General features: G+C 63.6%; 18 protein-coding genes. 3 read left to right on the top strand and 15 right to left on the bottom strand.

Annotated features, from left to right (window positions below; genetic code table 11):
* Positions 1–24: 24 nt before the first annotated feature.
* The 11 genes from J3A66_RS00495 to J3A66_RS00545 all read right to left on the bottom strand — a co-directional run bounded on the left by J3A66_RS00495 (position 25) and on the right by J3A66_RS00545 (position 12,892).
* Complete coding sequence (locus J3A66_RS00495; RefSeq protein ID WP_209566516.1) at positions 25–852, bottom strand: CoA ester lyase; 828 nt, start codon at positions 850–852, stop codon at positions 25–27.
* 10 nt (positions 853–862) lie between these two features.
* Positions 863–1,606: a GntR family transcriptional regulator gene (locus J3A66_RS00500; protein ID WP_209566517.1), complete on the bottom strand. Its 744-nt coding sequence runs from the start codon at positions 1,604–1,606 to the stop codon at positions 863–865.
* A gap of 83 nt (positions 1,607–1,689) precedes the next feature.
* Complete coding sequence (locus tag J3A66_RS00505; RefSeq protein ID WP_209566518.1) at positions 1,690–2,883, bottom strand: CoA transferase; 1,194 nt, start codon at positions 2,881–2,883, stop codon at positions 1,690–1,692.
* Positions 2,880–4,058: an acyl-CoA dehydrogenase family protein gene (locus tag J3A66_RS00510; RefSeq protein WP_245336645.1), complete on the bottom strand. Its 1,179-nt coding sequence runs from the start codon at positions 4,056–4,058 to the stop codon at positions 2,880–2,882. The genes J3A66_RS00505 and J3A66_RS00510 overlap by 4 nt, the downstream gene beginning before the upstream one ends.
* Complete coding sequence (locus tag J3A66_RS00515; RefSeq protein ID WP_209566519.1) at positions 4,055–5,449, bottom strand: MmgE/PrpD family protein; 1,395 nt, start codon at positions 5,447–5,449, stop codon at positions 4,055–4,057. The genes J3A66_RS00510 and J3A66_RS00515 overlap by 4 nt, the downstream gene beginning before the upstream one ends.
* Positions 5,446–6,819 carry an MFS transporter gene (locus tag J3A66_RS00520; protein WP_209566520.1) on the bottom strand — a complete coding sequence of 458 codons (1,374 nt, stop codon included), beginning with the start codon at positions 6,817–6,819 and terminating at the stop codon, positions 5,446–5,448. Before J3A66_RS00520 ends, J3A66_RS00515 begins: the two co-directional genes overlap by 4 nt.
* A gap of 114 nt (positions 6,820–6,933) precedes the next feature.
* Complete coding sequence (locus tag J3A66_RS00525; RefSeq protein WP_209566521.1) at positions 6,934–7,443, bottom strand: MaoC family dehydratase; 510 nt, start codon at positions 7,441–7,443, stop codon at positions 6,934–6,936.
* Positions 7,444–7,517: 74 nt separating this feature from the next.
* Positions 7,518–9,080 carry a porin gene (locus J3A66_RS00530; RefSeq protein ID WP_209566522.1) on the bottom strand — a complete coding sequence of 521 codons (1,563 nt, stop codon included), beginning with the start codon at positions 9,078–9,080 and terminating at the stop codon, positions 7,518–7,520.
* Positions 9,081–9,225: 145 nt separating this feature from the next.
* Entirely contained in the window at positions 9,226–10,137 is a 912-nt protein-coding gene (locus J3A66_RS00535) for an acyl-CoA thioesterase II (RefSeq protein ID WP_209566523.1), read from the bottom strand.
* Between the two features lie 43 nt (positions 10,138–10,180).
* Positions 10,181–11,272: an FUSC family protein gene (locus tag J3A66_RS00540; RefSeq protein ID WP_209566524.1), complete on the bottom strand. Its 1,092-nt coding sequence runs from the start codon at positions 11,270–11,272 to the stop codon at positions 10,181–10,183.
* A gap of 663 nt (positions 11,273–11,935) precedes the next feature.
* Positions 11,936–12,892, bottom strand: a complete 957-nt coding sequence (locus tag J3A66_RS00545) for an aromatic alcohol reductase (protein WP_209566525.1) — start codon at positions 12,890–12,892, stop codon at positions 11,936–11,938.
* Between the two features lie 69 nt (positions 12,893–12,961).
* Between J3A66_RS00545 and J3A66_RS00550 the strand changes: the two genes are divergently transcribed.
* Positions 12,962–13,399 (top strand): helix-turn-helix domain-containing protein, encoded by a 438-nt coding sequence (locus tag J3A66_RS00550; protein WP_031395707.1) that lies wholly within the window; start codon positions 12,962–12,964, stop codon positions 13,397–13,399.
* Between the two features lie 720 nt (positions 13,400–14,119).
* On the opposite strand, the gene arsH is transcribed toward J3A66_RS00550, so the two are convergent.
* From arsH to J3A66_RS00570, 4 genes are read right to left on the bottom strand one after another with little or no spacing between them, the layout of a single operon-like run.
* Complete coding sequence (arsH, locus tag J3A66_RS00555; protein WP_209566526.1) at positions 14,120–14,872, bottom strand: arsenical resistance protein ArsH; 753 nt, start codon at positions 14,870–14,872, stop codon at positions 14,120–14,122.
* Positions 14,873–14,909: 37 nt separating this feature from the next.
* Positions 14,910–16,196 (bottom strand): arsenic transporter, encoded by a 1,287-nt coding sequence (locus tag J3A66_RS00560; protein ID WP_209566527.1) that lies wholly within the window; start codon positions 16,194–16,196, stop codon positions 14,910–14,912.
* Positions 16,196–16,624, bottom strand: coding sequence for an arsenate reductase (glutaredoxin) (gene arsC, locus J3A66_RS00565; protein WP_209566528.1), 429 nt, complete (start codon positions 16,622–16,624; stop codon positions 16,196–16,198). The genes J3A66_RS00560 and arsC overlap by 1 nt, the downstream gene beginning before the upstream one ends.
* Positions 16,625–16,635: 11 nt before the next feature.
* Positions 16,636–16,968 carry a metalloregulator ArsR/SmtB family transcription factor gene (locus J3A66_RS00570; protein ID WP_159512852.1) on the bottom strand — a complete coding sequence of 111 codons (333 nt, stop codon included), beginning with the start codon at positions 16,966–16,968 and terminating at the stop codon, positions 16,636–16,638.
* A 436-nt stretch (positions 16,969–17,404) separates the two neighbouring features.
* On the opposite strand from J3A66_RS00570, the gene J3A66_RS00575 reads away from it, so the two are divergent.
* The gene (locus J3A66_RS00575; protein WP_209566529.1) at positions 17,405–17,944 is read left to right on the top strand and encodes a hypothetical protein; all 540 of its coding nucleotides are present in this window, start codon (positions 17,405–17,407) and stop codon (positions 17,942–17,944) included.
* 312 nt (positions 17,945–18,256) lie between these two features.
* On the top strand, positions 18,257–19,393 hold the full coding sequence (locus J3A66_RS00580; protein ID WP_209566530.1) for a hypothetical protein: 1,137 nt from the start codon (positions 18,257–18,259) through the stop codon (positions 19,391–19,393).
* Positions 19,394–19,666: the final 273 nt, after the last annotated feature.

The raw sequence follows: 19,666 nt of genomic DNA on the forward strand, positions 1-19,666 counted from the left end.
CGGCGGGCTATCCACGCTGTCTGCTCACCGGCGGAAAGAATCAAATGCCGAATATGTATCAAGAACTCGACGAGCGCGATCGACGACGGGTTTGTCGATCAGTTTGCCGTCGACGGCAACGGCTCCGAACGCGCCGTCGATAGCGGCGACCACGCGGGTGGCCCAGTCCACGTCAGAGGCGGAGGGTAGGAATGCCGCGTTGACGATCCCCACCTGTCGTGGATGGACGCAAAGCTTTCCGCCGAAGCCGAAGCGACGTGCGTGGTCGGTGTCGCGTGCCAGCGCCTCGTCGTTAGAGAGATCCGTCGAAACGCCATCAACTGGTGCTGCAAGTCCGGCGCTTCGCGAGTGAAGGACGAGCTGTGTACGGACATAGTCGATCTCCGCCTGGTCGCCGTCGATGCCGGCGTCCGCCTGGAAGTCCACCGTGCCGAACGACAACCGTGAGAGACCGGGCGCGGTGACGAGGTCCGCCAGACTCAAGACCGCCGAAACGGTTTCCACCAGTGCATGAAGCGGCTTGCCGGCTGTTGCCTCGTGCATCGCCGCGAAGTCCGACGCGCGCTCGGCCTTGGGCAGCATCAGTCCAGCGACGCCTGGCAATGCCGCGAGGGCACGTACGTCGTCGGCATGCCACTCGGTATCGAGACTGTTGACGCGTATGAAGAAGCGCGGGGCCGACAGGCCTGTGAGCGCATCGTATATCGTATCGCGCGCGGCAACTTTACGGTCGGGGAGGACAGCGTCTTCGAGATCGATCACAACGATGTCCGCGCCGCTCGCGCGCGCCTTTTCGAAACGCTCGGCACGATCGCTAGGCACGAACAGGATACTGCGGGCGGCACTGGTCATGAAAAATCCTCTACAGGCCGGATACGGGATCGCGGCGGAAGGTCTGAGAATAGGAATATCGGTCCGCGGGATGTGTATTGATCGCCATCTCGACGACCTCGCCGCGTGCGTTCAGATACTGGCGCGTCAGGCACAGGCCCGGCGCGCCGGTCTTGGTTTCGAGCAACTTGGCGATCGGCGCGGGGATCGCCACCGCTTCGATATGCTGGCGGACTTCGGCGACGCGCTCGCCAAACTGTTCCTCGATCCGGCTGAAGATCGGCACGTCGCCGACATCGTCGTCGAGCTTCAGGCTGCGGAATGCGGGGTGGAGGTAGATGTCCGAAAAGGAGATCGGGCTGGTCCCGGCGGCGCGGCGCAGCGCCATGAGATGCAGCCAGGTCTGGCCTGATGTCGCGCCGACTTGTTCAGAGAGCGGGCCGTCCAGCGCGATCGTCTCGCGCGCGATGATCGTGAGGCTGGTCTCGTTGGTGTATTGCTGGAGATCGGACAGCCCCTCCATCACCTGACGATACGCCGCCGGGCGCGACAGCCCGAGGACGCGCGTGCCGACCCCGGCCTGTCGCGAAACCATGCCCGATTGCACGAGCCGCTTGATCGCCTCGCGCACGGTGAAGCGGCTCGCGCCGAACTGGTCGCACAGCTCGAACTCGGTCGGCAGCAGCGTGCCGATTGGATAGCGCCCATCCTCGATCTCGTTGATCAGCGTCTGGGCGAGTTGCAGGTAACGCGGTTGCTGACGAAGCTGGGGCATCAAATATCCATCGGTCGCTTTGTCGGGTGATCCGGACAATAGTGCACCGTCCAATGCCTTGGCGTTTGATGCAAGCGCGGGTGTCACCGGACCGCGCCGCGGGTCCGCAAGGCTGCCACGTCGTCATCGGTGTAGCCGAGGGTCGCGAGGATGGCGCCGGTATCCGCACCGAGTGTGGGAGCAGCCTTGTCCGGATGTTCGACGCCGCCCGCGCGGATCGAGGAAGCGATGCCGGGCAGGGGGCCGTGTTCGGGATGCTGGAAATCGATGATCCGCTTCGATTCCGCGAGAAACGGATTGTCGAGCGCCTGCTGAACGTCGAGCACTGGCGCGGCCGGCACGCGTCCTTCGAACAGCTGCATCCAGTCCGCGGTGGTGCGGGTCGACAGCACCGCATCGAGATCCGCGTTGAACGCCGGACGGTTCTCCAGCCGGGCGGCGAAGGTCGCGTAGCGCGGATCGGTCGCCCATTCGGGACGCTCGATCAGCCCGCACAGGACCTCGAAGAACTTCTCCTTGTTGCACATCACGAAAATCCAGCCGTCGCTGGTCGTGTAGAGCTGGCTGGGGGTGAGCGACGGATGGCTCGAGCGTGACGTGCGTTCGACGGTGACGCCGCCGTTGAGATACCATTCGGCGACATAATTGAGGTTGCCGAGCGCGACGTCGAACAGGCTGACGTCGAGATCGCGGCCGATCCCGCTGCCGCGCGCCGAGACGACGCCGGCCAGGATCGCGAGCGCAGCGGTGGTGCCGGTCATGAAGTCGACGATCGACAGCCCGAAGCGTGCGGGCGGCGTTCCTGGCTCGCCGGTGAGCGACAGATAGCCGGCCTCGGCCTGCATCAGATAGTCATAGCCTGGCCACGCCGCGCGGCTGCCGGTGCGGCCATAGGCGGAGAGGTGGACGCAGGCGATCGCGGGGTTGAAGCGCGACAGTGCGGCATAGTCGAGCCCGAGCTTTGCCGGCAGGTCGCCGCGCAGATTGTTGAAGACCACGTCCGACTCCGCGACGAGCTTCTCGAGCACCGCGCGCCCGTCCGCGCTCTTCAGGTCGAGGCCGATGCTGCGCTTGTTGCGGTTGAGCGATTCGTAGAAATGGCTGTCGCCCGGCGCGAAGAAATACGGGCCGACATGCCGACCGATATCCCCGCCGTCCTTGTGATTCTCGATCTTGATGACCTCGGCGCCGAGATCGGCGAGCTGCTGCGTACCGAACGGCCCGGCGCCATATTGTTCGACCGCGACGATGCGGAGACCCGCGAGTGGCTGGTTCATGCCGGGTTCCGCGCGATGATCTGCTTGGCGATGATGATGCGTTGCAGTTCGTTAGTGCCTTCGCCGATCGTCAGCAGCGGCGCATCGCGGTAGAGCCGCTCGACATTATATTCCTTCGAATAGCCGTAGCCGCCGAAGATCCGCATCGCCTCGATCGCGTTCTCCAGGCCGGCTTCGGTCGCGAAATACTTGGCCATGCCGGCTTCCATGTCGCAGCGCTCGCCGCGGTCATACGCCTTGGCGGCGGCTTCGGTGAGTAGCCGCGCGGCGTAGGTGCGCGTCGTCATCTCGCCGAGTTTCAGCTGGATCGCCTGATGCTCGCAGATCGGCTTGCCGAACGTCTTGCGCGTCTGCGCATAGGCGACCGCCTCGTCGAGTGCTGCCTGCGCGATGCCGACGCCGCGCGCGGCGACGTTGATGCGGCCGAGTTCGAGCCCGCCCAGCACCTGCTTCAGGCCGACGCCCTCGACGCCTCCGATCAGGCGGTCGACTGGCACACGGTAGCCGTCGAAGGTCAGCGCGTTGCTGTCGATCCCCTTGTAGCCAAGCTTCTCCAGCTTCTTCGACACGATGAAGCCGTCGCCCTTCTCGGCGATCAGCAGGCTCATGCCCTTGTGGCGTGGCTCGGCGGCCGTGTCGGTCTTGACCAGCAACAGGATGGTGTTGCCCGAGCCCGAATTGGTGATCCACATCTTGCTGCCGTTGACGACATAGTCGTCGCCGTCGCGCACCGCGGTGGTGCGGATCGCCTGCAGGTCGGTGCCCGCGTCGGGCTCGGTCAGGCCGATACCGCCGCGCAGTTCGCCGGTCGCAAACTTCGGCAGGTAATGGTCCTTCTGCGCCTCGGTGCCGCAGCGCTGCACCGTCATCGCCATGATCATGTGGCTGTTGATGATGCCCGCGACGGACATCCATACGGTCGAGATCTTCTCGATGATCCGCGCATAGGTCAGCGTCGAGACGCCGAACCCGCCGAATTCGGGGGCGATCATGAGCCCGAACAGGCCCATCTCCTTCATCGTGTCGACGATCTTCTGCGGATATTCGTCGTCATGTTCGAGCTGGTGAACGAACGGCTTCACATCGGTTTCAAGGAACTTGTCGATCGAATCGAGGATCATGATCTCTTCGTCGGTCATCGCGCCATCGGCGGCGATCGCGTTTGCCAGGGTCATGCGGATACTCCTTGAGGGGCAGTGGCGCCGGCGAGGATGTCGCCGAGCGCGGAAGCGGGGTGCAGGTGCAGGTCGAGCACGGCGGCGCGGATATGCGCGGCGCGGGCCGCGTCGACCGTGCGAGCGGCGTTCTCGAAATATTTGGCGTCGATGTCGGCGTTGCTGAGCGGCCGGTCGGACGCGCCGCGGTTGATCGCCTCGCGGTGGCGCAGCATGCGGCCATCTCGGGTTTCGACCATGACTTCGCCGGTGAAGTGCTTGGGATAATCGCTGTCGGGGTCGACGGCGTATGAGACGCGGGCGGCTAGATCGAGCACCGCCGGATCGTTCAGTGCTGCCGGATCGAGCGAATCGAGCGTGAACTTGCCCGTCAGCAGCGCGGTTGCGACCGTGTAGGGGATCGAGAATTGCGCGTCGTAGCCGGTGTGTGGCGTCCGCTTGGGAGCCACCGGCTCGCAGACGATCGGAATGACCGCCTCGGGCACCAGCACGATGACCTTGGCGATATCGGCAGCGGTCAGGTCGTATTCCGCACGCATAGCGATCGCCGCATCAATCGCGGCATGCGTCATGTGGCACGCGGGTAGCGGCTTTACCGACACCGCCTCGATCTCCCAGGTCTCGCTAAGCGCTTCGGTCGCCTGCGCGAGCAGGGCGGGGGCGGCGTCGCGAAGATACAGGGCATAAAGACCGAAGCGCCCTTCATAGGCAGCCGGCGGTCCGACGAAGCCGCGCTTGGCAAGCGTCGCCGCGGTCAGTGCCGAACTCGCCGCCCAGCCGGGATGCAAGCGCTTGGTCCATGCACCGTCGGCCAGGAACTCCAGACTCCCGCCGGCCATCGACAACATGATCCCCTGCGCCATCGCGATCTGCTGCGCATCGAGTCCGAGCAACCTGCCGGCCGCGAGCGTCGATCCGAACGCGCCGATCAATCCCGTCGGGTGAAAGCCGAAGCCGTGAAACCCGCCCGCGCCGACCGCCGCGACGCGGGTCGAGACCTCCATCGCGGCGATATAGGCGACGAGCAGGTCGGCGCCCGATGCGCCGGCTTTGTCCGCCGCGACCAGCGCGGTCGGAAAGGCGCTGACGGTCGCATGGATGATCCCGCGTGAATGCGTGTCGTCATAGTCGAGGCCGTGCGTAACGACCCCGTTCATCAGCGCCGCGTCCCGCATCGCCAGCGTGCGGCCATAGCCGAGCACCGGCGCTGTTCCGCTGCCGAGGTCGCCCGCGGCGGCGAAAGTCGCCTCGGCCCAGTCTGCGCCGACTGCCGCTAGGCCCGTGCCGACCGAGTCGAGGATCAGGTGGCGTGCGCGCTCCTTGACCGGCTCGGGAATGGCATCGATCGTCAGGCCGGTCGCGAAATCGGCGAAGGTTTGCGCGAGCGTCACTTGGCGGCTCCCCCAAGGACCAGCGAATCGTCGGCGACGTCGTCGAGCGACTGACCGGTGGTCTCGATGTTCAAAAGACCGACGGCGGCGATCATGCAGGCGAGCACCACGCCGACCATGCCGAGCACGCCCTCCAGCCCGAAGCGCTCAAACAGCGCGACGGTGGCATAGGGCGTGACCATCGACGCGGCCCGTCCGCACATGCCCGCGAAACCGGTGCCACGCAGCCGATAGGCGGTCGGGAACAGCTCGGGGATGTAGGCGAACAGCGCCAGCGTCACGAGCGTGTAGATGCTCGACACGAGCAGGAAGCCCGTTAGCGGCACCATCAGGTCACCGTGCGCATTGGGATACAGGAAGCCGAAGATCATGATCGCGACGGCCGCCGCGATCAGCGAGGCGCGACGCGAGATGCGGTCGGCGATACCGATCGCGACGATCGCACCGAACACGCTGCCGAACGACATCAGCGTCGTGTACCAGAGCGAGGTGACGATTCCCGTGCCGTGGCTCACCAGGAAGGTCGGCAACCACGCGACGAACCCATAGACCGAGACGTTGACCGCGATCGCGGCGAGCGTCGCGGCGATCAGGCGGCGGCGCAGTCTGGAGCCGAAGAGCGCGCTGAGCGGTGCGTGGACCTTTGGTACGATGCGGACTTCGGGGACGGCGGCGAGGGGGCCCTTGTGCTTGACGACGTCGGCTTCGATCTCGCGAAGCGTCGCCTCTGCCTCCTCGTTGCGGCCGACCGATTCCAGCCACCGCGGCGATTCCGGCATCTTCTTGCGCATCACCCAGACGATCAGCGCAAGGATGCCGCCGATCGCGAACATGTAGCGCCAGCCGAGCGTCGGGATGACGATATAGCCGACCGAGGTCGCGACCAGCAGGCCCGAATTGACGACCATGCCCATGATCGAAACCCAGCGACCGCGATAGGCTGGCGGGATGAACTCGCCGAGCGTGCCCGCCGCGACCACCAGCTCGGCGCCGAGGCCGATGCCCATGATGAAGCGGCAGACGATCAGGAACGTCATGTTGGGCGAGAAGATCGCCGCGATCGAGGCTAGCCCGAACAGCGCGAGGTTGAACTGGTAAGAGGCGCGACGTCCGAAGCGATCGCCGACATAGCCGGCCATGCCTGCGCCGATCATCATGCCGAGGAAGGTCATCGACATGAACACCGCGGCCTGCGCCAGCGTCGAGAATCCTTCGGCCTTCAGCGCGGCGATGACACCCCCCGCGAGATACACGTCGAACGCGTCTAGGAACGCGCCCGCGCTGATCAGCCCCAGAATGCGCCAGTGGAATCGGGAGATAGGCAGACGGTCCAGCCTGGCTCCGGCGTTGACGGCGATGGTATCGGCCATGGGGCTACCTCTCTTCGTAATGACGACGGGCCGGGTCTTCTTTTGTCGAAGCTCTCGCAGGCCGCGCTGGGGGCGTCCGGTCACCAACGGCGACCGGTTAGTCGATCAGTCGGGCTATTTGTCGTCGGGAGATGCGCCGCGCTTGTAGACCAGCGAGTTGCGCGTGAACTCCATGATCTGCTTGGCGTCCTGATTGAACGCCCGAGTGCGGGTGGTGACGATCCCCTGCGTCGGGCGCGACTTGGACTCGCGGATTTCGAGTACTTCGGTTTCCGCGGTCAGCGTGTCGCCGCCGAACACCGGGTGCGTCAGCTTGATCTCGGTCCAGCCGAGATTGGCGGGGGACTTGCCGCTCACGTCGTTGACGGTCATGCCGAGCACGATCGCCAGGGTCAGCCCGCTATTCACCAGCAGCCGCCCGAACTCGCTCTTGGCGGCATATTGCGCGTCGCAATGCATCGGGTGCGAATTCATCGTCATCAACGAGAACTGGATATTGTCCGCGTCGGTTATCGTCCGCCCGGGGCGATGCTCGTAAATGTCGCCCACGACGAAATCCTCGAGATACCGGCCATAGCTCGCGCGGTAGCGTTGCTCGCCAACTTTGATAGCCGAAAGGCTCATACATCCTCCTTATCGCTTTGTACGGACATTATCGAACTTATGGTACGCTGGCAAGGTGAAGCCGACGTCGACGGTCAGAACGCCACTTCGGCCCGTGCCGCGAACGTGTCGCCGCTATCGCGCCCGATGAAACTGCCGGTCCGGTTGTCGGTACGGAAATGGGTATAGTCCGCCATGAACCGGAAATTATTGGTCAGCGACCAGTTCAGGCCGACCGTACCTGCCGTACCGGTGCCGCCGAGCGGGAGGCTCGAACTGTCGAGATCCTCGTAGCGTATCACCGCCTCCAGCGCCCCCCATCCGCCATCGAGCACCGAGTTCAGCACGTTCGGCGCGACATAGGTGCCGCTGCGCGAAGCATAGGTCGGCGTCTCGCCGGTGATCCAGAAGCCGCCATTGACCGACAAGGCCTTGATCTTGCCGCTGCGGAAGGTCGAGGTCGGGCCGCCATGCACGGTCCGCTGACCATATTCGCCGAACGCGTAGAATGGCCCGAGCGTGCCGCCGAGCTCGAGGCCGAACGCCTTTGATCCGTCCGCGCCAGCCAGCGCTGCGGACTCGACACGGACGCTGTTGTTGAGCGCGCCCGCCATGCCTTGCGCGAACGTGGTCGGCAGCGTCGTATCGGGGATGTTCTCGCTATACGCCCAACCGCCGATGTGGATCAGGCCATGCTTGGTGAGGATCGGGTTCCAGTGCGCGCGGCCCAGCAGCATGCGGTTGTCGCTACGCGTGAAATCGCTGTCGATCGCATCGCCGTGAACGCCAAGGCTCGCATGCCAGTTTTTGCCACCCGCACGGCCGACCGCGCCCATCAGGAAGACCTTGCCGCCCTGCGTCGCGAGCGCGGTGGTGTTGATGTTGGTGGTGATGAAGGGGTTGGCGGTCGACGCGGTGCCGATGTCGATGCCGCGATCGGTGATGAGGTTGCCGAACCGGACATCGGCGTCGGTCTTGCCGAACTTCTGGCGGTAACCGACGAACGCCTGCACGACCTCGGTCGCGTTGCGCCGGAAATCGGTTTCGAACTGATAGAAGAGGTGATCGCCGATCGTGCCAATCGCGCCGACGCGAAACTGGCGCAGCGTCGAGACGGTGATGTTGCGACGGTCGAAATCCGACCCCCCGGTCGAAGAGATATCGGCCAACAACCGCCCGCGCATCTTGAACGTGAACTTTCCGTCGCGGCTGCTGAACACGGGGGCCCCCCGGCTCCAGTCGACCGCGAGATCGGCGGGCAGCGCGACCCCGCCGGCGTTGACGACCTGCGGGTTACCGACCGGCACGGGAGCGATCTTCGCGCCGGGATCGGCCGTCTGGTTGGCGACCTGCACGCGGGTCGGGGCCGCTGACGGGGGTGCTGGCACAGGCGCTGCCAGTTGCGGGGCCGTTGATGGCGCAGCGGCCGGAGGTGGGGCATTCGCGGCAAGCGCACGGCCGGCTTTCGCCTTGGCATTGGCGATCAGCGTATCGGCGCGCTCGCGGCTGACCAGCTTGTTCTCGACCATCTCGTCGATCAGCGCCAGCATCGTCTGGTACGACGGATCGGTATCGAGCGGCGACGCCGTCTGCGCCTGCGCTGCCGATGGCAGCACGGCTAGCAACGCGCACAGCGATACGGCGTACGAATGACGCATACAGACATCCTCATCGATTGGGATCGTCCGTCTTGCGCGGCGCGACATCCTGGAACCAGCTTCACTGGCGTAATATGATCCTAATGTCCGTACAAATACGCTGTCAACATGGTTTTACGCGGCGACCCGATCCGGGGTGTACCGATCAGGGCATATGCGGGATCGTCGTACGTGGCGCGAGATCGGGCCGCATCCGGATCAATCCCTCCTGCGTGACATGCGCGATCGCTCGCCCGTCGCCGCTATGGAAGACACCGCGCGCGATGCCGCGGCCATGTCCCGACCACGCGCTTTCGCTGGTATAGAGCAGCCAATCGTCCAGTGGCACGTCGTCGTGGAACCACATTGCGTGATCGAGGCTCGCGGTCTGCATGCTGTGCTCGAACATGTTGACGCCGTGCGGGATCAGCGACGCGCTGAGCAGCGCATAATCGGACAGATAGGCGAGCACGCCGCGGCGCACGACGGGATCGGTTGGCACGCTTCCCCGAAACCGGATCCAGACATGGGATACGGGCGTGCCGGGCTTGGTCTGGAGGAACGCGGGAACGCCGCAGGGCCGGATATCGAAGGCGGACGGCTGGCCGAGGAACGCGACGGCTTGCGCGGAGATACCCGCATAGTCGCCAGCGAGGATGTCGAGTGAGCGCAGTTCTTCTGGCGGGGGAAGGTCGGGCATCGCGGTCGCATGCTCCAGGCCAGCTTCCGGCCGTTGGAACGATGCGGCCAGCGTCAGGATCGTCGCGCCGTTCTGGCTGGCGGTGACGCGGCGGTTCGCGAACGACTTGCCGTCGAAATCACGCTCTACCCGGAAGATGATCGGTTGCGTCTCCGTGCCGGCGCGCAGGAAATAGGCGTGCATGCTGTGCGCCACGGCGGGTGCATCGACCGAACGCTGCGCCGCCATCAGCGCCTGCGCCACGACCTGCCCGCCGAAGACGCGCGCGGTTGCGCCGGGTCGCTGGGGTCCGCGGAACAGGTCGGTATCGAGCGGTTCGAGGTCGAGCAGCGCGACCAGTTCGGCGGCGAGGTCGGGCGTCGATAAGGTTTCGGTCATTGCCGCCCGTACCGCGCGCGGTGCCAGGGGCAAAGCCGCGCGGTCAGCTTTGTTCGGCAGCAAGCACCTTGGTCGGGGCGATTTCGTCGACGCGACCGGCAAGGTCGAGCAGGTCGCGGTGAAGCCGACCCGCGGCGAACGCGAGCCCGAATACGCGGCCCGATGCATCGAAATCCAGCGTCGCCGCGGCTTCGCTCCGTCGGAACAGATCGAGCGCGGTACCGAACATCCGATAACAGGCTTCGACGTCGCCCCGATCGACCTTACCCCGCGTGCGCAGCGCCTCCGAACACCGGGTCGCCAGCGCGGCATGCGCGGTCAGCATCGCCGCCGATGGCTTGGCGAGCGCTGCCATCGCCGCCGGGGGCAGCGGCTCGTCGAGTGCGCGACCGCTCAGCACCAAATCGTTGCGGATCCGCCAGAGCGTGCGCGGTACGGCGGCGGGGATACCGTGATCGGCGAGACGCGAGGCGCGTTCGCGGTCGGCATCCTTCATCGCCAGCTCCACCGCGGCGAGCGCATGACGCAGCGCGGCGTGTTCGGGGGATGATGGCAGCGCCAGCCCGGTGGTCAACGCGTCGGCCTGCGCCCGCAGCATCCGTTCGATATGGCTCAGCACGGCAAGCGTTCGCGCGATCACCACGCCGTGCGAGCGTGCCGGCAGGATCAGCATCGCCGCCAGCACACCGATCATGCCGCCCAGGCCGATCTCGATGATGCGATCCCGGACGAAGATCTCCACCGAAGAGCCCGGCGGCGCGCTGAGCAGCATGATTGCCGCGGTGACCGGCGCGATCCGCAACCGCGGCCGGACCGACGCGACGAGCGCGGCGATGCCGGTAACGGTGACGAGCACCAGCCCGAGTTCGAGCGTATCGGTTCGCCCGAGTGCCGCGCCGATCCCGCCCAGCACTGCGCCCAGCAAGGTCCCCAGCAACCGATCGGTCGCTGCGCCGAGCGTCCCCCCGATCGATGCCTGCATCACGATCAGCACGGTGAACACCGCCCAATAGCCTTCGTGCAGGCCGAGCGTCTTGTACGCCGCAAACGCTGCTGCAGTCGCAACGATCACGCGGACCGTCTGGCGCAGGCTGTCCGCATTCGCCTTGATCAACGCGCTCGGTCGGAGATCCAATGTCAGCGCTTTTCCCTCCAACTACCTGTAAATCAGTCCGTCGGCGGTAATGCTCTTACCTGCAATCGTAATTCGCCTTGATTGGCTTAGTTACAAGCCGATTGGCTGATATCGTCGCCCCCCGGGCTTGGTCTTTGCTTCAGCCTTACGCTCGCGCAGGACGCCTAGGATCTGATTCTCGGAAGATCGGCCATGCCGCATCACTCCCCCTCCATCTGACGAGATAACTTACCAATCGGATGAATTCTGAGGAGCAGGTCAAGGGAGATCACTGCACCGTTTATAGGTCGCTGGCCCGCTCAAGCTGCTCCGTACCGCTGGCATGATCGAAAGCTCAAGTCAGCGGCGAACATGAACGGATGTCGGAAGCTGGAACGGCAAAAGCCGCATCGGGATCACGGAATGTTGGTCTGGGCAGCCCTGCAATGCCCAACAGTTTCGCCCACTTCCGGACTTTTAGGCTGGCGATCCGGGCGCCAAATAACGTTATTCGTTCAGCGCGAAATTTCCCGTTTCTCCGTCTCCGATTGGCCATCTTGGGAAAGGCCAATCGGGAACGGATCTTGGGACGTAAGCTGCCCTAAGCTGTCTGCGTGATCGCCGGGGCGGCTGTCCCACTCTAAGTTTGTCTTTGGGAAGGTCTCTACAGTCACCCCGCCTACATCATTTTTCTTTTTGCGGGCCTCGCAGATCGGCATCGATCAGGGCCGCAACGTCGGTGACCGGAAGACCCTGCCGATCATTGAACGTGCCTGCCTTCGGCCAGGACACACCGCGACCGATCGCGAAGGCGGCGCGGTATTTGCGCATCATGTTTTTCGGATCGTTCGCTAGCTCTTCCATCAGGAAAGGCACGGTCCAAACCGACCGCTTGAAGGCCCGGCCCAGTGCCACCTCCAATTTGTCGGCGACCTCGCCATATGTAACGGTGTCACCGGCCAGGAAGACGATGTCGTTGCGGATCGTCGGCTCGAAGAACACGATCTCGGCAGTCAGCACACCGATGTCATCCGGCGTCGTCAGCGTCACAGCGGTATCAAGGCTGCCGAGCGCGTGAACTTCGCTATTCTCCAGATCGACGACACCAAAGTCCGGCTCGAACAGGTAGCTCATGAACATGCCCGTGGAAATGATGACCCACTCGGTCTTGTCCTGCGAGCGCAGCAGCTCGCGCACGTCGAGCTGCGCATCGAAGATGTCCTGCGGCCCGCCGCGGCCGATCGCCTCGAAGTCGACGCCGAACTGCCAGGGGAAATAACGCGGGATGCCGGATTGCAGCGCCACCTTGGCGAGCTTCATCGGCGTGTTGATCCCCGCTGCGTAACCCGCGCAGCCGATCACCGTATCGTAGTCCGAGAAGAGCGATGCCAGCTCATCGATGGTGTCGTTCACCAGGTCGCCGAGCACGATCTCGATCCCCGCTTCGCGGATCTCGGCGATATCACGCTGCTTGGAGGGATCGCCCGACTCGACGGCACTCTCGCGGAGAAGGACGCTGATCCTGGCACCGTCGATGCCCTTGGCGCGACGCGCCATATTGCGGAGCACGGGCATGCCAAGCTCGCCGGCACCCAGTACGAGGATATTGCGTGAGTTCACATTGGAGACTGTATCGTTCATCGTTCTAACTCGTTTCACCGTGGATGCCGGTGATCTGGCAAGCCACGGGCAAGCGTGAAAGATGGGTACATGCGTGATACTGCCGTTCAATCTCTAAGCGAGGAGGACATCCTCCGATATTCGCAAACGGTTTGCGATGGCCTTCGGGACGATGACGACGGGGTGCGCCGTGAGGTGTTGGCCCATGCCGGTAACCGCTGGTCGCTTGGTGTCATCCATACGCTCGGCGTGTACGGCCAGCTTCGCCACGTGGAAATCGGCCGACGGATGCACGGTATTACGCAGCGGATGCTGACGCGCACGCTGCGCCATCTGGAGCGCGATGGATTGGTGGTGCGTCACGACTTCGAGGAGGTGGTTCCTCATGTAGAATATGCTCTATCCGAAACCGGATTGAAGCTACTGGTCATGATGGTTCCCCTGTGGACGTGGATCGTCGAAAACGTCGACAGCTTTCGCGCATCACGAGAGATGTTTGATCGGGAACACGCGGGAGAAGAGCCCTGAAGGCGACATCGGCTTACAGGCTTAACTTTCCAGAAATACCATCGTCTTTGGAAAAAGACCGCGCCCCGCTCTGTCTGCTATTGCAATAAACCGCTCCGTAAGCCTCCCGTCGACGCGCTTTCCTATGCTCGAACCGGCGACATTCTCGTAGTGTGGAAGCTCGACCGGCTTGGCCCTACCATGAAAGAACTAAGACGGTGTCTGAGCCTTCATCTCGGGAGCGCCATTTAAAAGTCGGCGAATTCAGACGCTGTCGGTTGTCGGCAACAATCAGCCAAGCTCGCTAAGCATTGATGTCGACTGGCTCGGTCGAAAAATCAATGAGATCGACTTATATCGTTTCAAGAACCCTAACTACGTCGCCACCTAATACAATAGATCCGCTGCAAGATTATTATCAATCGTGGCTCTTTCCACCGTCTTGGCATTCTGGACCTGAAGGAGGCTAGCCCTGATGATTAATATTAGCATCTTGCCTGTTGATGACTGCTGATCCAGTCAGACGAAATCAAGCTCTGCAGCGGTCAAATACTGTCCCCGCAACCAAACCCTACGACAGCGCCGAAGCGAAAGCTTCAGGGCTGTCGTCGTCATTATGCCAGCGCATAGTGCGAACACGAAGACCAACTCGCCCCATAGATAGATGGTGAAATCAGGTCCAGAAATGGGTCTGGTCGAAGCCGTAGGGCTGGAGCGTGCCTGCCCAAACTTGGCATTCGTTCACCGTGATGGATGCGACACCGTAGCAATGCTCGACAGATCGGTTGTCGGATCGATCGGGACGCCGCGATCCTTCCGCTCCGAATACCGGTCGACGAGCTGGGCCGCGTGAGGGCGGAGCAGGACCGTGAAGCGGACCATCTCCTCCATCACGTCGACGATGCGATCATAGTAGCTGGACGGCTTCATCCGGCCGGCGTCGTCAAACTCCTCGAACGCCTTGGCGACGCTCGACTGGTTCGGAATCGTCACCATCCGCATCCAGCGGCCGAGGAGGCGCAGCGTGTTCACGCTGTTGAACGACTGCGATCCGGCCGACACCTGCATGACGGCGAGCGTCCGGCCCTGCGTCGGTCGCATCCCGCCCATCGACAGCGGCAGGTGATCCACCTGCAGCTTCATGATGCCGGTGATCTGACCGTGCCGCTCGGGGCTGCACCACACATGCCCCTCGGACCACAGCGACAGCTCGCGCAATTCATGGACCGCCGGATGATCGTCGCCAGCCACCTGATCGGGCAGCGGCAGGGTCGAGGGATCAAATATGCGCGTCTCGGCTCCGAAGAACCGGAGCAGGCGCGCGGCCTCCTCGACACAAAGCCGGGAATATGACCGCTCGCGCAGTGAGCCGTAGAGCAGCAGGATGCGCGGGGGCGGGTCTCCCGCACCCAGTCCGATGGCGGGCCGGTCAAGCGTGTACCGTCCATCGAGTGCGGGCAGATGGTCGGGGTCGGAAAGCGTGCGCAGGGGCATCAGGGGTATGTCCTGTCTTTGGTTCGATTCAACGGCATCAGGCGGCACCGAGCCGCAGGGCGAGCGCGGCGAGCGTTACCAGGAGCACCGGGATCGTTAAGGTCGCTCCAATCCTGAAATAGTATCCCCAGCCGATGCGGATGCCTTTCTGCTCGAGCACGTGCAGCCACAGCAACGTCGCGAGCGAGCCGATCGGCGTGATCTTGGGGCCAAGGTCGCACCCGATCACGTTGGCATAGATCATGGCGTCCTTGATCGCGCCCGTGGCGTGGGTCGCGTCGATCGACAGCGCGCCGACGAGCACGGTCGGCATGTTGTTCATAACCGACGACAGCAGCGCGGCGATGATGCCGGTGCCGAACGCCGCGCCCCACACACCGCCCTGGGCGGTGCGGTCGATCAGACCGGCGAGGTGATCGGTCAGGCCGGCGTTCCGCAGGCCGTAGACGACAAGGTACATGCCGAGCGAGAAGATCACGACCTGCCACGGCGCGCCGCGCAGCACCTTGCGCGTCTCGATGACGCGGCCGCGCCCGGCGACGACGAGCAGCAGCACCGCGCCGGCAGCGGCGACTGCACTGACCGGGATGCCGACAGGTTCGAGAAGGAAAAAGCCTGCCAGAAGGGCCGCAAGGACGACCCAACCGGCCCGGAATGTCGCCCGATCGCGGACGGCGTCGGCCGGCGCGCGGAGCTGCGCCACGTCGTAGTCGGCTGGCACGTCACGGCGGAAGTACAGCAGCAGCACGATCAGCGTCGCACTGATCGACGCGAGGTCGACCGGCACCATCACCGACGCATAGTCGGCGAAGCCGATGCGGAAGAAGTCGGCCGACACGATGTTGACCAGGTTGGAGACGATCAGCGGCAGGCTGGCCGTGTCGGCCACGAAGCCGGCCGCCATGACGAACGCCAGCGTCGCCCTGTCGCGGTAGCCGAGCGCCCGCAGCATCGCGATGACGATCGGGGTCAGGATCAGCGCCGCGCCGTCGTTCGCGAACAGCGCCGACACGGCCGCGCCGAGAAGGACAATCAGGACGAATAGCCTATGGCCATGTCCTCCCGCCCAGCGAGCGACGTGCAGCGCCGCCCATTCGAAGAAGCCGGCCTCGTCCAACAGCAGGCTGACGATGATGATGGCGACGAACGTCGCAGTCGCGTTCCAGACGATACCCCACACCACCGGGACGTCGGAAAGCGAGACCACCCCGACGAGCAGCGCCACGACCGCACCACCCAGCGCGCTCCACCCGATGCCGAGCCCCTTGGGCTGCCAGATGACGAGCGTGATCGTGGCGACGAAGATGGCGAGCGCGAGCAGCATCAAGCGATGCGCTGACCCGAGGCGTCCACCACCGCTTCGCCGTCTTCCTTGGCAAAGGCCCCCAGTTGCGGCTCGGGAAGCAGATCGAGGACCGCTTCGGACGGTCGGCACAGCTTCACGCCCAGCGGCGCAACGACCAGTGGCCGGTTGATGAGGATCGGATGCGCCATCATCGCGTCCACCAGCGCGTCGTCCGTCAGCGCCTCATCACCAAGCCCCAACTCCGCATAGGGCGTCCCCTTCTCGCGCAGCAGTTCGCGAGGCGTCATACCGGCGCGGTCAATCAGCTGGACCAGCAAAGCGCGCGAGGGCGGGGTTTTGAGATATTCGATGACGTGCGGCTCGATGCCGGCATTGCGGATCATCGCCAGCGTGTTGCGCGACGTGCCGCAGGCGGGGTTGTGGTAGATCACGATGTCGACGGCCATGACGCGTCCTTTCAGCAGCAGGGGGTGAGTTCGGCCAGAAGCGGCACGCACAGCTCGGGCGAGCCAGCGCAGCAGTCGTTGACCAGGAAGAGCGTGAGTGCGCGCAGGCCGTCTAGATCGGCGCGGTAGATAATCGACCGGCTCTGTCGCTCGGCGCGGACGATGCCGGCGCGCGCTAGGATGCCGAGATGCGCGGACATGGTGTTCTGCGGCACGTCGAGCCGGCGGGCGATTTCGCCCGCCGCCATGCCCTCCGGTTCGTGGCGCACCAGCAGCCGGAATACGTCGAGCCTGGTGCCCTGAGCGAGCGCAGCAAACGCAACGATAGCCGAATCCTTATCCATAAATCCAGCATAGCGGATATATTTGACGGCAACAGCACGAACTTCCGACATGCCGGTTTTAGAGACTGCCGACCGTTTTCGATAAGGGCGAGGGCGCTGCGGATCTCAGCCATACCCAGTCGGACACCCCCGTGGCAATTCATACGGCCGAGAGCGCGGACATTCGCTCAGCCCGATGACGTCTGATCGTTCGTTGCCAGCGGTAACTTCCGAAAAGGTCTATCGAGAGAGTATTTCGTATAAGCGGACTGACCCGGCGGATGTCAGCGCCAAGGAGCGGGCTGTCCAACAGCGGGCTTCTGCTCCGGTAAACCGGCTCAGTGGAAACCGGCAAGATTTGCTAGCCGCCCAACATTCACTATCTCTGCTGAACCGACTTGGCTGCCGATAAGTACTAGTGCTAATATCAACCGGCAGCTCAATAACGGAGACAAAGATGTTTGCCGTTGCTCTTATGTTTTCCGAGGCGGTGGCCGTCGCTTCCAACCCGCTCGAATCCGGCAACGTCGTCAGGAGCGTGCGGGAATCGATATGTGAACTGCGCGCACCCTCGATTGCCGACGACGCCATTGGTCTTCTGGCCCTGCCAGCGCCGAAGCAAAAGAACGAGATGGGGGTCTTGCTCCTGGTCAATTGTTCGGACCGAAAGATCATAAGCCTGCGAGATCCAAGTCGATCACGACGGCACGTGAACGAGTTTCCGTACGACCCGCGGGTCGTGACGAAATTGCGCCATGACCCCGGGCGCTACGAGATCCTCAACTTCAACCAGAGGGCCAACAATTCCGTTGGGGACCACACGACCCATTCAAAATCGACTTATTGGACGGGGCCTTGCGAATATACGGGGCTTCAACTGACAACTGCCGCCGCAGGCGACGATCACAGCCGGCAAACGGTCGTCTTCGATCTCAACATCTGCAAGAACCAGATCCTCGCAATGCTAGAGCCCAACAAGGCCGTAATGTCCCCTTAGGAAGACGCCAGAGAGCCGCCCGCAGAATACCACCGCGTGCCACGATCAACGTCCTGCCCAATACGTGGTTGGGCGAATGCCCCTCGTCAGGGCGGCGTCGCTGAAGTCATAGAGAGGCGGATGCGGTGGCGCATTTAACACTCCACGCTCTAAAAATGGCCACCCGGTTTACCGCTCATCTATCGAGAGAGTCGGCAATCCTCTCCTGATCAGTCATTCGCTGCTGCAAAGATAAAAGTTTCGCAATACAGTCGCTGATGCGAGGTCGGGCTTGCAGCGGTGCAAGGTGCGAATCGAAGTGGAGGCCGGGTGATGATTGCTTTATTCTTCGCATTGTCGCTGCAGGCCGCCACCCCTGATATCGTAATTTCTGGCAGGCAGCTTTCGGAAGCGTATGCAGCCTGCGTCGAGCAGGGCTGTCCGCCGTTGCGAGATGCACAGGCGTCGATCGCCTTTGCCGAGCAGCAATTCCGGGATGGTGCGTACCTCAAGGCGCGTCACACGCTTATGAGCGCCATATCTCGTAACAAGCGTCACGCTGCGACCGACCCGAAACCGGTGTCCGCACTGTATGAAGCGTATGCGACCGTCTCTTTGCACGACGGTGATCTGGATGCGTTCAAGAGCGCGGTCGGTGAGCAGGTTCGCACACTGCGCGACAATCTGCCGGCCAATGACCCGGCCGTCGTTGCCGCGGCATTTGCGACCGGCGATATGTGGCTCGCGATGCGCAAGGGGCGTAGTGCCGAGATTTCGTATAAGGCGGTGGAGCGTCAGGCGTTCGCGGACGGAAACGCGGTGCTCGCCCTGCAGGCGACGTTGCGCCGCGTCAGACTGGCCAACGCACGAGGCGACACGGCCGGTGCGGCCAGGCTTATGGCCGAAGCAGAAGCCCGGCCGATCGCGGCGGATCCAAAGTTGCGCAACCTGCTGCAAGTTGTCCGGTTGCGCTTGGCGGCGGGGCAAAAGGACAACGCGCAGATTGACCAGCTGGTGCGTGCGATCGGCCGCGACGGCTCGACCCGCCCTGAGCTGGTCTGGGCGCCGCCTTATCGACCTACGGCGCTGGCGGCTGCGCAAGACGAAGCGCGCAAGTTCGACTTGCGCAATCCGCTTCCCGCGAGATCGTCCGATGTCGATCCGATCAAATGGGTCGACATCGGCTTCTGGATCCGACCCGACGGCAAGACGGACGAACCCGAAATCTTGCGCGGCTCGCGTTCGACGGGATGGGCAGGGTACCTCCTCAAGCAGGTTGCCGAACGACGCTACACCGGCTTTTCGACCAGCAGCACTGATCGGGGTGTGTACCGTGTCGAGCGGTTCACCTTACGCGGTACGTACCAAGTTCCAGTGGGGAGCCTGATTGCAAGGCGAGGGGGCGCTGCAAGGTTGGAAGTGCTCGACTTGACCCAGCCAGATACGTCCGGCTCGTCGAACCGGTCATAACGGCAGATGTGAGACGGGCACCGAGGGCGGCTGATGATGCAATAGCTGCTTCGCTGGGGACGGCCGTTTGGCGGGGCAGTTCGGCCACGTTCATCGTTCGCCGTGCCACGTTGCAGGTACGACACCACGTCATCCGCGCCGACGACCGCGTTCCGGTGTTAGGCCATCACCCCATCCAGGCCGACGATGTTGGCAAAAGGTCGTCTGAAATTCTGATGGTGCGATGGTCGCCGGGATGCGTTTCCGCCGTTTGTGTCATCGCAGACGAAAGAG

Origin of the sequence: Sphingomonas sp. PvP018 (assembly GCF_017876865.1) — a bacterium.
GTDB classification, from domain to species: domain Bacteria; phylum Pseudomonadota; class Alphaproteobacteria; order Sphingomonadales; family Sphingomonadaceae; genus Sphingomonas; species Sphingomonas aerolata.